Annotated in this window: 11 protein-coding genes and 1 pseudogene; 5 read left to right on the top strand and 7 right to left on the bottom strand. The window is 63.3% G+C overall.

The features are described from left to right. Positions 1–52: 52 nt before the first annotated feature. Both FJ946_RS29295 and FJ946_RS29290 read right to left on the bottom strand, forming a co-directional pair. Positions 53–2,140, bottom strand: a complete 2,088-nt coding sequence (locus FJ946_RS29295) for a sensor histidine kinase (RefSeq protein WP_181167728.1) — start codon at positions 2,138–2,140, stop codon at positions 53–55. Between the two features lie 160 nt (positions 2,141–2,300). After that, entirely contained in the window at positions 2,301–3,074 is a 774-nt protein-coding gene (locus FJ946_RS29290) for a response regulator transcription factor (protein WP_181167426.1), read from the bottom strand. 45 nt (positions 3,075–3,119) lie between these two features. Between FJ946_RS29290 and FJ946_RS29285 the strand changes: the two genes are divergently transcribed. Then, positions 3,120–3,821: a response regulator transcription factor gene (locus FJ946_RS29285; protein WP_140500617.1), complete on the top strand. Its 702-nt coding sequence runs from the start codon at positions 3,120–3,122 to the stop codon at positions 3,819–3,821. Between the two features lie 81 nt (positions 3,822–3,902). On the opposite strand, the gene FJ946_RS29280 is transcribed toward FJ946_RS29285, so the two are convergent. Together FJ946_RS29280 and FJ946_RS30905 are read right to left on the bottom strand one after the other, a co-directional pair. Then, positions 3,903–4,070 (bottom strand): hypothetical protein, encoded by a 168-nt coding sequence (locus tag FJ946_RS29280; protein WP_140500618.1) that lies wholly within the window; start codon positions 4,068–4,070, stop codon positions 3,903–3,905. Between the two features lie 356 nt (positions 4,071–4,426). Then, positions 4,427–4,618 (bottom strand): hypothetical protein, encoded by a 192-nt coding sequence (locus FJ946_RS30905; protein ID WP_181165414.1) that lies wholly within the window; start codon positions 4,616–4,618, stop codon positions 4,427–4,429. Positions 4,619–4,831: 213 nt separating this feature from the next. On the opposite strand from FJ946_RS30905, the gene FJ946_RS29270 reads away from it, so the two are divergent. Beyond that, positions 4,832–5,296 (top strand): L,D-transpeptidase, encoded by a 465-nt coding sequence (locus FJ946_RS29270; protein ID WP_140517911.1) that lies wholly within the window; start codon positions 4,832–4,834, stop codon positions 5,294–5,296. Positions 5,297–5,448: 152 nt separating this feature from the next. Here the strand turns inward: FJ946_RS29270 and FJ946_RS29265 are convergent, their stop codons facing one another. Beyond that, entirely contained in the window at positions 5,449–8,532 is a 3,084-nt protein-coding gene (locus FJ946_RS29265; protein WP_140517912.1) for an efflux RND transporter permease subunit, read from the bottom strand. Continuing rightward, on the bottom strand, positions 8,529–9,842 hold the full coding sequence (locus FJ946_RS29260) for an efflux RND transporter periplasmic adaptor subunit (RefSeq protein ID WP_140525491.1): 1,314 nt from the start codon (positions 9,840–9,842) through the stop codon (positions 8,529–8,531). Before FJ946_RS29260 ends, FJ946_RS29265 begins: the two co-directional genes overlap by 4 nt. A gap of 145 nt (positions 9,843–9,987) precedes the next feature. Here FJ946_RS29260 and FJ946_RS29255 point away from each other — a divergent pair, with 145 nt between their 5' ends. Further along, positions 9,988–10,557 carry a TetR/AcrR family transcriptional regulator gene (locus FJ946_RS29255; RefSeq protein WP_140517913.1) on the top strand — a complete coding sequence of 190 codons (570 nt, stop codon included), beginning with the start codon at positions 9,988–9,990 and terminating at the stop codon, positions 10,555–10,557. A 56-nt stretch (positions 10,558–10,613) separates the two neighbouring features. Here FJ946_RS29255 and FJ946_RS31395 read toward each other — a convergent pair. Continuing rightward, positions 10,614–10,738 (bottom strand): annotated as a pseudogene (locus FJ946_RS31395) (acetoacetate decarboxylase family protein); the annotation flags it as partial. Positions 10,739–10,826: 88 nt separating this feature from the next. Between FJ946_RS31395 and FJ946_RS29245 the strand changes: the two are divergent. Together FJ946_RS29245 and FJ946_RS29240 are read left to right on the top strand one after the other, a co-directional pair. Next, positions 10,827–11,615: a 3-hydroxybutyrate dehydrogenase gene (locus tag FJ946_RS29245; protein WP_140517914.1), complete on the top strand. Its 789-nt coding sequence runs from the start codon at positions 10,827–10,829 to the stop codon at positions 11,613–11,615. Between the two features lie 278 nt (positions 11,616–11,893). Then, a complete protein-coding gene (locus FJ946_RS29240) occupies positions 11,894–13,222 on the top strand; it encodes an NAD(P)H-dependent oxidoreductase (RefSeq protein WP_140567491.1) in 1,329 nt (442 codons plus the stop codon). The last annotated feature ends 2 nt before the right edge of the window (positions 13,223–13,224 follow it).

The raw sequence follows: 13,224 nt of genomic DNA, 5'->3' as shown, positions 1-13,224 counted from the left end.
TTCGGCTCCCGCCGCATGTCGGCCGGGGGCTTTTTTTACCGGTTGGTGCGGTCTATCCCTTCGAAACTACCTGGTCGGCAATGGCGGACAGGACGCTGCGCACATCCAGCGTGCTGAACGGTTTCTCCAGGATCTGCGGGCGCTGCAAGGGCGGCAGCGCCTCGATTTCGGCCTTGGCGCCGATCAGGTCGCCAGTGACCAGCACGAAACGCCGCGCCAGTTCCGGTCTTTCGGCAAGCAACTCTCGATAGATGGTCATGCCGCTTGTTCCAGGCATGCGCAGGTCCGAAAAGACGATGTCGGGCGGCATGTGGCCAGCCAATATGGCTGTGGCCGTGTCCCAGAGGGGCGCGATCCGTGACTTGATGCCCATCAGTTCGAGTATGTCGGAGAGCGAACCGGCGACGTCGGGCTCGTCATCGATGATCAAGGCGTGGCGCAGCCCGCTCGATCGCGGCTGGCCCTCGCCGACGATGGCGACGCCGGCTACAATGGCCGGCAGCTGGACGACGAAACGGGCGCCACTTGGCAGCACTTCCTCGAACCAGACATTGCCATTGTGCCGCTCGATGATCGATTTCGAGATCGACAGGCCGATGCCGGTTCCGACGCCGACCGGCTTGGTGGTGAAATAGGATTCGAAGATGCGGGACCGGATCGCTTCCGGTACGCCAGGCCCATTGTCCTCGACCGAGAAACCGGGATCGCCGCGCTCGCTGCGGAAGGTCCGCACCTTGATCAGCCGGTCGCCGCCTATGCCTGCCAGCGCATGCTGGCTGTTGATGAGGAAATTGGCGGCCACCTGGGTGACGTGATCGGCGTCGGCCATGGCCAGCAACGGGCCAGGCGCGAAATCGGTGTCGATGATGATCCCGCTCGAGCGCGCGCCGTAGGCGGTCACCTCGAGCGCCGCGCGGATCACCTGGTTAAGGTCCGTCTCGGCCCGCTCGGTCGGATGCAGCCGGACCATCGACAGGAAACTCTTGACGATACGGCCGCAGCGCTCGGCGGCGGCGCGAACTTTCTCGGCGCGAACCTTGGTCTGCGGATCGGAGGCGAATTCGTGCAGCAGCGTCGACTGGGCGACAACCACGGCCAGCGGGTTGTTGAGCTCATGCGAGACGCCCGCAAGCAGCGAACCCATCGCCGCCATCTTCTCGTTCTGGTGCAACTTCTCGCGCTGCCGATTGATCTCCTCCTCGGCGCGCAGCTTGTCGCGCAGGTCGCGGATGGAGCCGAAGATCAGGCGGCGGTCGGCGACCCGCATCTCGGTCGCCGTCAGTTCGATGGGGAAAATCTCGCCGGCGGCGTTCTGGGTCACCGTCTCGAGCCGCTGTCCGACCATTGGCGCGCCGCGGCCGGACATGTATTCGGCCCCCGACGCATAGCCCTTACGGTAATAGATCGGCACGATGGTGTCGAGCAGGTCCTTGCCGAGGATATCGCTGCGCAGGAAGCCGAACATCTTCTCGGCGGCCGGATTGAATTCGACGATCGAGCCGGTCTCGTCGATGACGAGGATGGCATCGAGCGAGGCTTGCAGCATGGTGCGGCGGATGACCTCGCTGGCGTGGGCGTCGGAGGGCGAGCGTTCGATCGCGTCGCCGATGGCCAGCGCGATGATATGCAGCGTCGCTTCTTCCTCATCGGTCCATTCGCGCTCCTCGATACAGTCATTGACCGCCAGCGTCCCCCACAGGTGGCCATGCGCGAATACGGACACCGACAGGAACGACTTAATGCTCTGTTTCTCGAAGTCGGCTCTCAGGAAGCCCTCGAGGTCGCGCGTATGGCCGGCGAAAATCTTGCCCTGCCGTTCATCCTCCTGCAGCCGTTCCAGCAGCGGATCGGCGTTGATGATCGACTGCACGATCACCGTCGGCGAGGCCAGCTCGCCACCGACCACGGGATCGATCCAGTAGGCGGCCACCGACTGGGCAAATCCCTGGCCGGGCAGTTCGCGCAGGCGGAACAGGATGCCGCGCTGGCAGTCCATTGCGTGGCAAAGCGTTTCCAGTATGGCTTCCATCTCGCGCTGCCAGTCGCCGGCCTCGCGCAGCCGCCGCACCACGCGCACGGCCGCCATCGCCGCGCCTTGCCGGCCGTCTTGCATGTCCGTGCCTGCTGCTTCAGCGGTCATTTTCAGCCATTGTTGCGGTGCCAAGCGGATTTCATGCGCCGCGTCTCAAATCCTTGTTTTTATGCGTTGTCCCAAAACCAAGAGCGTTTTTGGGCGACAAGTATTGCGACGGATCCGTCCACAGACCAGCACAGGCGCGGGAGCAATCCCCCGCGCCCACTTAGTGGCCGTCGCCGGCCGGCAGCGAGAAGATATAGCCTTCGCCGCGCACCGTGCGCAGGAATTTCGGGCTGGCCGGATCCGTTTCTATCTTCTTGCGCAGGCGCATGATGCGAATGTCGACCGCGCGCGAGGATTCCGGATCTTCGGTGAGGCCGATCGCTTCGGAAATGGCAGCACGTGTCAGCAGCCGGTTGGCGCGGGTCAGGAAAACCTCCAGCACGTCGAACTCGCTCTTGGCCATGTCGATCACCGCGCCGTTGGCGCCGGTGACCAGCCTGCCGTCGAGATCAGCCTGGAAGGAGCCGAAAGCGACGGAGCGGCGGGGATCGCTCGCCTTTTGGCCGTGCATCGGCGCGTGCTGCGGAACCCGGCGCAGCACGCTGCGGACCCTGGCCAGCACCTCGCGCAGCTCGTAGGGTTTGACGATGTAGTCGTCGGCGCCGAGCTCAAGTCCGACGATGCGATCAAGCGCGGTGCCGGCGGCGGTGGCATAGATGATGCCGATCGGCAGTCTCGAGCGCAACCAGCGGCCGAGCGATAGCCCATCCTCACCCGGCATGGCGATGTCGAGGATGGCGAGGTGGAATGATTGCGTTTCGACCAGGCTGCGCGCGGCGGCCGCGGTTTCGGCGGTCGCCACGTCATAGCCGGCGGCGCCGAGATATTCGGCGACCGCCTCTCTTAGATCGGGCTCATCCTCGACAATTAAAATTCTTGCCCGCACGATGCGCTCGCTCCCACTTTCGGTGGAAAGTAGATTGGGTATAAACATGATGTCCAGCACTCATATCGGGTTGCCAGGAAATGGTTGGAAAACATGGCTGCACGCGCCGTTATCGGGCTTATCTGCGTCGCCGACGTGGTGGCGACCGAACTCGCCGATCACCTTGAGCGGCGAGGCCACGACGTGCGTCAGGCGCGCCAGCCCTGGGAAGCGGAATCTATGCTGGCGGGAAAGGGCGTCGACGTCGTCGTCGTCGGTGACAGCCTCAGCCAGGCGGAGGGACGTGATCTGCTCAGGCGTTATGGCAGCCAAGGCGGGGGCGGTGAAGGCGGACCGGATTTCATCCTGATCTGCCGGCCGTGCGACCTCGTCGACAAGGTGCTGGCGCTCGAGCTCGGTGCGGCCGACGTCATCGAAAGTCCGCTCAATGTCAGGGAACTCGCCGCCCGTGTCGGCGGCCTGCTGACGCGGCGGGGCAGGGCCGCCCAGGAACTGATCGTGTTGGAGAACGCGACCGTCGATTTGAGGTCGGCCATCGTCATGCACCGCTCGGGCACGGAGGAGCAGCTTTCGCCCGGCCAGGTGGCGCTGCTTCGGCTGTTCCTGGCCAGTCCCCGCAAGGTGCTGACGCGCGACGACATAATCGCGGCGGCGCCGGCCGAGAATGTCGACGCTTTCGACCGCTCGATCGATTCGCGCATCGTGCGGCTGCGCCGCAAGCTCGATACGGAAGCTATCATCACCATACGCGGCGCCGGCTACCGTTTCGATCCGCCGGCGCAATTCGCCGATTGACGGCTGGGCGCTCACGCAATTCCTCTGGTTGAGCATCGGATTTCCAAACCGGTTTTCACCTCGGGCCCGATTGCCCTGCGCTCAGCGCACCACCAGTAGCGATGGCCCCGGCGGCATGTCGCTGCCTGCCACGAACTCGCCTGCATGCGCGCGCTCTTTCAAGAGCACGGTGGCGAGCCCGGCAAAGCCGAGCAGGCCCTGTGCGTAGAGCAGTGCCGAAAGCACCGAAGCTGCAAGTTTCGTTTTCATTGCGTCAATCCCCAGTAAATCATGTTGCGGCAGCTTGTTTTCCGAAGACCAACGCCCGTCTTGGGTGGGCGCGTGACGCCTCGGCATACTTCAGGAACTCCCGAAGTGCCCGCGCCGTCTACGGAGCCCCCCGTCACGGCGCGGGCCTTCGGTCCTCTCAGCAGCAAGTTGCCGGAGGGGCCGCGCAATGCCAGCAGCTGAAGGCCAACCCGCCAGTGGGCCTTGAGCCGGACGATGCGCAGGCTGGAACAATCCAGACCGTGGCACAAAACAGAACGGTATGCAGGGTTGAGATCTCACTCGAACTCATCGCCGCGAGGCGGGCCATGGAACCGTCGGCAACCGTGCCGGCGCCGCTAGTGGCTGCTGCTGCGATGCTGATCCCGAGAAACCAGGACCGCATGTTCGTTTTCGTTCCCGTGGTCGTTGCCGTCTGCTTTCGTTACGTCAACTCTGCCGGCGGCCTGTATCCGCTTCATGCCGCCGAAAATGCGCTTTGTTGCAGATTCTGTTTCGAAATAGGGCTCCAACCTTTCAAGTTTGGCCAATCCGAACTTTCGTTTCGGGCTGGATACCTATGTGCCTACTCCTGTCCAGGGTGACAGCGTCAATGTCCGCCATTTGGGAACTTTGGCCCGTTAACCAGAGGAAACATATTCGAAACACAAACGAGCATTTCACGAAATCTCTCCGAAACATGATGCATCGATAAGCCGCTCATCGAATTTGGGGCCGGCCAGCCCGGCAGAGAGAGGGACATCATGCATACTGCTATTTCCGCCAAGCTCATCAACATAACCGCCGCCGCTGCCCTGACGGGTGCGGCGCTTCTGTTCGGCGCCGGCACGGGTACCGCGCATGCCGCCAACAAGATCGTGGCGCGCGTCTCGCTTTCGCAACAGGTCATGGAAGTCTCGGTCGACGGCCGCCCGGCCTTCGCCTGGAAGGTTTCCACCGGCGACAGGGCGCATGTGACGCCGACCGGCTCGTTCAAGCCGACGCGCATGCATGAAATGTGGTATTCGAAGAAGTACGACAACGCGCCGATGCCGCATTCGGTGTTCTTCAGCGGCGGCTATGCGGTGCACGCCACCTATGCCATCAAGCGGCTTGGCCGGCCGGCCTCGCATGGTTGCGTGCGGCTGCATCCCGACAATGCCGCCGATTTCTACCAGCTCGTCGAAACCTTCGGGCCGGCCAACACCAGCATCGTCATCGTCAAGTAGCTGGCTGGCAACGGATCGGCACAGCAGCCATATCCGTTCAGGGCTCCCGCCGGAACATTTTCCCGCGGTAATCGAGCACAGCCAAAAAAGAGGCCGGGACGTTTCCGGCCTCTTTTTTGTTAGTTTTTGTTAGTTCGGCAATGCCGTTTCCATCAGCTCGGCAATGCCGGCATCAATTTGGGATCCGGCTTCTCGGCCAGCTGGGGCAAGTCCTTGCTGGCAATGAAGGTATAGAACATGGGCACGACGAAGAGCGTGAACATGGTGCCTACCAGGATGCCGGTGAAGATGACCAGGCCCATCGAATAACGGGCCGCGGCGCCGGCGCCGCTGGACGTGATCAGCGGCACCACGCCAAGCGCCATCGCCGCCGTCGTCATCAGGATCGGCCGCAGCCGCACCTTGGCCGAAGCGATGATGGCGTCGCGCCGCCGCATACCGTGGATCTCGCGCTGCTGGTTGGCGAACTCGACCAGCAGGATGCCGTGCTTGGTGATCAGGCCGATAAGCGTGATCAGTCCGACCTGCGTGTAGATGTTGAGTGTGCCGAGGCCGAGATTGAGCGGCACGATGGCACCGAAGATCGACAGCGGCACCGCCATCATGATGATCAGCGGATCACGGAAGCTTTCGAACTGCGCCGCCAGCACCAGATAGATGACGATGACGGCCGCCCCGAAAGCGATCAGGATCGTGTTGCCCTGTTCCTTCTCCTGCCTGGACTGGCCCGAATAGTCGATGAAGAAGGTGTCGGGCAGGCTCTCCCTGGCTATGTCCTCGAGGACTTTCAATCCATCGCCAGTGGTGACGCCGGGCAGCGGCAGCGCCGAGATCGTCGACGAATTCAGCTGGTTGAACTGCTCGATCGCGGCCGGCGACGCATTGGTCGAGATCTTCACCACCGCCGACAGCGGTACCATCTCGCCCGTTACGCTGCGCACGAAGTACTCGCCGAGTTTTTCGGGATTGTCGCGGAATTCTTTCGGCACCTGCGGGATGATGTCGTAGCTGTTGGAGTCGCGGTCGAACTGCGCCACTTCGGCGCCGCCGACCAGCAGCGTCAGCGTCCGGCCGATATCGGCGATCGGCAGGTTCAACGCCGCGGCGCGGTCGCGGTCGATGGTCACCGTCACCTGCGGCGCATCATAGGCCATCGAATTCTGCACGACGATGAAGCGGCCGGAGGCCTGTGCCTTGTTCTTGATCTTCTCGGCCACGTCGTAAACTTCCGAGGAGTCGCCGGTCGATCGCACCACCAGGGCGATGGGCAGGCCGCCGCCGGAGCCCGGCAGCGTCGGTGGCGCAAAGACAAAGGCCTGGACGCCCGCCACCTTGGCGAGACGGGCCGTGATGTCGGCCTGCAGCTCCTTCGAGTTGCGCTTGCGCTCCGCCCAGTCCTTGAAGGCGAAACCGACGAAGGCGCTGTTCGTCGTGCCGCCGAACGCGACGGCCGAGAACTGCGCCCGCGTCTCGGGAATATCCTTCACCAGACCGAGCATCTGGTTGACGTAAGTCTCGGTGTAGTCGGATGTCGCGTAACGCGGCGCCGTTACAAGCGAGAGCAGGAAGCCCTGGTCTTCTTCCGGCGCCAGTTCGGTTGAGGTCTTGGTGAACATGAAGCCGGTCACCCCGACAAGCGCCAGCACGATGATCAGCGTCAGCGGGCGATAGTTGAGCGACCCGGTGACGGCCCGCTCATAGACGTGCTCGACCCGCGCGAAAGTGCCGTCGACAATGCGCTGGAAACGGCCTGGCGTGCCGGACTTCAGCAGGCGCGCCGACATCATTGGCGTGATGGTGATGGCGATCACGCCCGACAGCACCACCGAGCCGGCGAGCGTGACGGCGAATTCGCGGAACAGCGCGCCGGTCAGGCCGCCGGTGAAGGCCAATGGCGCGAACACCGCGGCCAGCGTCATGGTCATGGCGACGATGGCGGTGGCGATCTCGCGCATGCCGTTGAAGGCCGCCTGCATCGGCGACATGTGGTCTTCTTCCATGTGGCGGTGGATATTCTCCACCACCACGATGGCGTCGTCGACGACGAGGCCGATCGCCAGAACCATGGCGAGCAGGGACAGAAGGTTGATCGAATAGCCCACCGCGAACAACAGGAAGCAGACGCCGATCAGCGACAGCGGGATGGTGACGATGGGCATCATCACCGAACGGAAAGAGCCAAGGAACAGAAGGATGACGACGACGACGATGGCAACGGCCTCGCCGATGGTCTTGAACACTTCGTCGATCGAGGCGCTGATCTGCCCGGTCGCGTCGTAGACGATCTCGATCGTCATGCCCTTCGGCAACGTCTCCTGGATTTGAGGCACCAGCCTGGTGAGCGCCGCCGCCGTGGTCAGAGGATTGGCAGCCGGGGTCGGGAAGATGGCGAGGAAGGTGCCTGGCTTGCCGTTGAAGGAAACCCTGGTGTCGGTGTTCTCGGCGCCCAGTTCGACGCGGGCGACATCGCGCAGCCGCACCACATTGCCGTCGGTCGAGCGCAGCGGCAGCTCGGCGAAGGCTTCCGGCGTCTGCAGCGTCGAGCGCACGGTGATCGAGGAGACGACATATTCGTTCTCGGTGTTGCCGGGCGCCGACAGGAAGTTGGAGTTGTTGATCGCCGTCAGCACTTCCGATGCCGTCACGCCGCGCGCGGCGAGCCTGACCGGATCGATCCAGACGCGCATCGAGTATTCCTGGGCACCGAAGATCTGCACGTCGGCGACGCCTTCGACCGTCGACATGCGGGGCCTGATGACGCGCTCGATATACTCGGTCAGCTGCTCCTTGGTCATGTTCGGGTTCTGCATCGAGATGTACATCATCGCGAACTGCTGGCCCGTGCCCTTGACGATGACGGGATCCTTGGAGGCGTCCGGCAAGGTGCCGCGCACGCCCTGGACCTTGGACAGCACTTCGGTCAGCGCGACGTCCGGGTTGGAGCCGAGCTTCATCTGCACAGTCACGGTGCTGGAGGACGGTCGGCTCGACGACGTGACGTAATCGATGTTCTCGGTCGAGGCGACGGCGCGCGCGATCGGAGCGGAAATGAAGCCCTGGATCAGGTCGGCGCTGGCGCCCGGATAGGCCGTCGTGATGGTGATCGCGGTTTCGTCAACCTTCGGATACTGGCGGATCGACAGGCTGAATATGCCCTGGAAACCCAGGAGCAGGATCATGCATGCAAGGACCGTGGAGAGGACGGGCCGGCGAATGAAGAGATCGGAAACGCTCATTGCTGGTCGGCCTGCTTGTTCGCCGATTTGGTTGGGTCGATGGTGTTGTCGACGTTGACGGACATGCCGTTGAAGAGGCGATTCTGACCTGCCGTGACAACCTCATCGCCCGCCTTGAGGCCTTCGACGATCTCGACCATGCCCTCGTTGCGGCGGCCGGGCTTGACGAATACCTGCGACAGGACCAGGGCAGGCTGCTCGCCCCCCGCGGCCGGCTTGGCCTGATCGGCGGCGGCCTTGTCCGCTGGTTTTGCCGCATCGGCGGCAGGCTTCGCGGCTTCGGCCGGTTTGGCATCGGCCGCGGGCTTGGCGTCCGCCGGCTTGTCGGTCGCCGCCGCGGCGGGGTTTGTCTCCGGCTTGGTCGGCTGCGCCTCGGCGGGCTTTGCCGGGTGCACCACGAATATGTAGTCGCCATAGAGGCTCGTGGTCAGCGCCGTCTGCGGCAGCGCCAGCACATTCTGCTCCTCGGGCAGTTCGACACGCACTTGCACGAACTGGCCGGGGGTCAGCTTGCCTTCGGGATTGGCGACTTCCGCCCGGATGTTCACCAGCCGGCTGGACGGGTCGATCTTGGGATCGATACCGCGAATGGTCCCGGCAAAAGGCATGTCGCCGCCGCTGAGGCCCAGCCGAACCGTCTGCCCGATCTTGAGCAGCGGCAGTTGCTGTTCGGGAACCGTGAAGTCGACCCGCATCGTGTCGAGATCCTGCAGCGTCACCACGGCGGTGCCGGGCGCCAGATATTGGCCTAGATCGATCTTCGGGATGCCGACGGTTCCAGCAAAGGGCGCCGTCAGCTGCTTCTGGTCGAGCACTGCCTGAAGCCTGTTGACCTGGGATGCCGAGGCGGACGCGGCCGCACGTGCGGTGTCCAAGGTCGAGTCCGAGCCGACACCGCGCTTGGTCAGTTCGAGTGCACGGGTCAGCGATGTCTGATCGAGCGCCGCCTGCGCCTTCTGTGCCGCGAGATCGGCACGCTCTACGGCGTCGTCGAGCTGCAGCAGCACCGCATTGGCCGCCACTTTCTCGTTGGCATGGAAGGGGATCTCCTTGACGATGCCGGCGGTCTCAACCGTCAGGTCGACACCGCGCACGGCGCGGACCGTGCCGATCGCCTCGATGCCCGGCGTCCAGTTCGACGGCTTGACGATGGTTGTCGACACGGTTGCCGCTGGCGGCTTCATCGTGGCGAAATATTGCTTGATGCCGTTGTCACGCAGGAAATTGAACCCGACGATGCCGCCGACCACGATGACGAGCACGGCCAACACAAGAATGATGATAACGAAACGGAGTATGCGCTTGAACAAGGAAGTCCCCTCAGTCGAAATCCGGCGCGAAGCGCGGATATCGGGACACATATCGACTGCGGGCCCCGATTTCAAATGACCGCGGTCTTACTGTACCGTCTGGACGGTCTTGTCAATTGGGCCTAAGCTTGCGATGGGAGGCGCCATGAAAGCCCAACGAACGAACTCGCGCGAGAGGATTCTCGCTGCGGCGGCGGACGTCGCACGGGAATCCGGTCCCGGTAGCCTGTCCCTGGATGCCGTCGCCAGCCGCGCCGGCGTATCAAAGGGCGGACTGCTCTACAATTTCCCGACCAAGGCCAAATTGATGCAGGGCCTGGTCGAAGGCTATCTGCGCGAATTCGAGCAGGCGCTAGAGACCGCCAGCAGCAACGACAATGGCGCAAATCCGCTCGCCGTCTACATCAGGCTTTCGGCCAAGGATTGCGAGGACAAGCAGCCATCGGCGTCGTGGATATTTTCGGCGATCGCCGAGGATCCGGACTTCATGTCGCCGATAAAGACGTTCAAGCGACAACTCTTCCAACGACTGAAGAGCGAGACGCCGGATCTCAAGTCGCTGCTGGTCTGCTATCTCGCCATCGAGGGCCTGCGCAGCATGAACCTGTTCGACGCGGACGTGCTTTCCCCAGACGAGCGGCAATTGCTGGTGTCGTCGCTGCTGGAAATCGCCGGGTCGCCCGATGTTGGCCCTGCCCGGGCCAAGCGACCCTGACAGACCATCAGGGCGGTTCGGTTTCCAGGCAATTCCGGAGGAAAAACCGCGCTCGCGCCGGTGATCGGCGCGTCGTCGAGGTACATCGAGTGGACATAGTCGCCATGCTGGCCTTGTAGCGCACCGGAATGACGTGACCGGTCTCGGTGTAGTCGCCGAAGCCGGTCGAGTCGGGCATGCGCGGATATATGGCTGTGGCATCGTCATGTTGCGGCGCACAAGACCGCGCCCTATCTTTCGTGTTCCCTCCCACCATATCGAGATCACCCATGGGTTCCCTGTCTTCGAAGAATGCGCTCGTCACCGGCTCGACCAGCGGCATCGGCCTGGCCATCGCCCGCGCCTTCGCCGCCGAAGGCGCCAATCTCACCATCAACGGCCTGGGCGAGGCCACGGCGATCGAGCAGGAGCGCGCCGGCATCGAGAAGGATTTCGGCGTCAAATGCCGCTACTCCGATTCCAACATGATGGACGGCGCGGCGGTCAGCGCCATGGTGCATGAGGCGGAAGAGGCGTTCGGCAGCCTCGACATCCTGGTCAACAACGCCGGCATCCAGCATGTCGCGCCGATCGAGGAATTCCCGGACGACAAATGGGAAGCGATCATCCGCATCAACCTCGTGTCGGCCTTCTACGCGATAAAAGCGGCGCTGCCTGGCATGAAGAGCCGCAAATGGGGCCGCATCATCAACACGGCTTCCGCTCATGCGCTCGTCGCCTCGCCGTTCAAATCCGCCTATGTCTCGGCCAAGCACGGCATATCAGGCCTGACCAAGACGGTGGCGCTGGAAGTCGCGCAGGACGGCATCACCGTCAACGCGATCGCGCCCGGCTATGTCTGGACGCCGCTGGTCGAGAAGCAGATCCCCGACACGATGAAGGCGCGCGGCATGACCGAGGAACAGGTCAAGCGCGATGTGCTTCTGGCCGCACAGCCGACAAAGGAATTCGTCGCCGTCCAGGACCTTGCCGCCCTGGCGCTGTTCCTGTGCTCGGATTCAGCCAGGCAGATCACCGGCACGACCTTGCCGATGGACGGCGGCTGGACGGCACAATAGAGCCCAGGCGAGGGGTTCTGTTCCTCGCTGATGCTGCAAGAGGCACAGCCCTCGGCGTCGGGACGCGCAAGCGCGTCTTGAGCCCGAACTTTCCGGGCCCGAATGCGTCGAACCGTCGCGAGCGTTTGGTTGTCGGATTTGCCGGTTTTCCCACCTTGCTCGTGATGCTGGAAAGGGTACAAAAGTGCTACGAATCTGGACATTAGTCTTGACAGAAATACAGATGTTCAATACCCGTCAGGTGATTGAATAGCAGCATTACGGGAGGAATGAGCGGTATGGCTTCCAATGTTTCGTTGACGGGCCTTGCCCGTGATCTCGAGGTGCGGGCCAAGTCGGGCAAGCCAATCCGCATCGGCTTGATCGGTTCGGGCGAGATGGGAACCGACATCGTCACCCGCGTCGCCCATATGTCCGGCATCGAGATCGGCGCCATTTCCGAGCTGAACCTGCCCGCCGCCAGCAAGGCCGTGGATATCGCCTTCCAGGAAACCGGGCATGCGCGCGAAGTGTCGAACGCCTCGGCGATGACGGCCGCCATGGAGGCCGGCAAGGTGGCGGTCACCAACGACGCCAGCCTGGTCATCAACAATGACCTGATCGACGTCGTCATCGACGCCACCGGCGTTCCCGCCGTCGGCGCCGAGATCGGCTTGCGCGCCATGGAGCACGGCAAGCACCTGGTGATGATGAATGTCGAGGCCGACGTCACCATCGGCGCCTATCTCAAGAGCGAGGCCGACCGGCTCGGCGTCACCTATTCGCTGGGCGCCGGCGACGAGCCGTCTTCCTGCATGGAGCTTATCGAATTCGTCTCGGCGATGGGCCATCCGATCGTCGCCGCCGGCAAGGGCAAGAACAATCCGCTCAACATCGACGCCACGCCGCCCGACTATGAAGAGGAAGCCAAGCGCCGGCACATGAATGTGCGTATGCTGGTCGAGTTCGTCGACGGCTCCAAGACCATGGTCGAGATGGCGGCGATCGCCAACGCCACCGGGCTGGTGCCCGACAAGGCCGGCATGCATGGTCCGGCGGCGACGCTCGGCGAATTGTCCAAGGTGCTGGTGCCGCAGAAGGACGGCGGCGTGCTGTCGAAGGTCGGCGTCGTCGACTATTCGATCGGCAAGGGTGTCGCGCCCGGCGTGTTCGTCGTCGCCGACATGTCGCATCCGCGCATTTCGGAGCGCATGGAAGATTTGAAGATGGGCAAGGGCCCGTACTTCACCTTCCATCGGCCCTACCATCTGACCTCGCTCGAAGTGCCCCTGACCTGCGCCCGCGTCGTGCTCTACGGCAAGGCCGACATGGTGCCGCTGGCAAAGCCGGTGGCCGAAGTCGCAGCCGTGGCCAAGAAGGACATGAAGCCGGGCGAGAAGCTCGATGCGATCGGCGAATATTGCTACCGCGCCTGGATCATGACGGCGCCGGAAGCACATGCCGCCAGGGCCATTCCCTGCGGTCTGCTGCAAGGCGGCTCGGTGACGGCGCCGATCAAGAAGGGCGAGCTCATCACCTACGCCAATGCCGCCCCGGCTCCCGGCTCCAAGATCGTCGAACTGCGCGCGCGCCAGGACAAGCTCGTCTACGGAACCGTGGAGGTGTGATC

Source organism: Mesorhizobium sp. B2-4-7, from assembly GCF_006442685.1.
In the GTDB taxonomy this organism is placed as follows: Bacteria; Pseudomonadota; Alphaproteobacteria; order Rhizobiales; family Rhizobiaceae; genus Mesorhizobium.
Note: the sequence above shows the minus strand (reverse complement) of the source record. Positions and strands in the feature narration are given on the sequence as shown.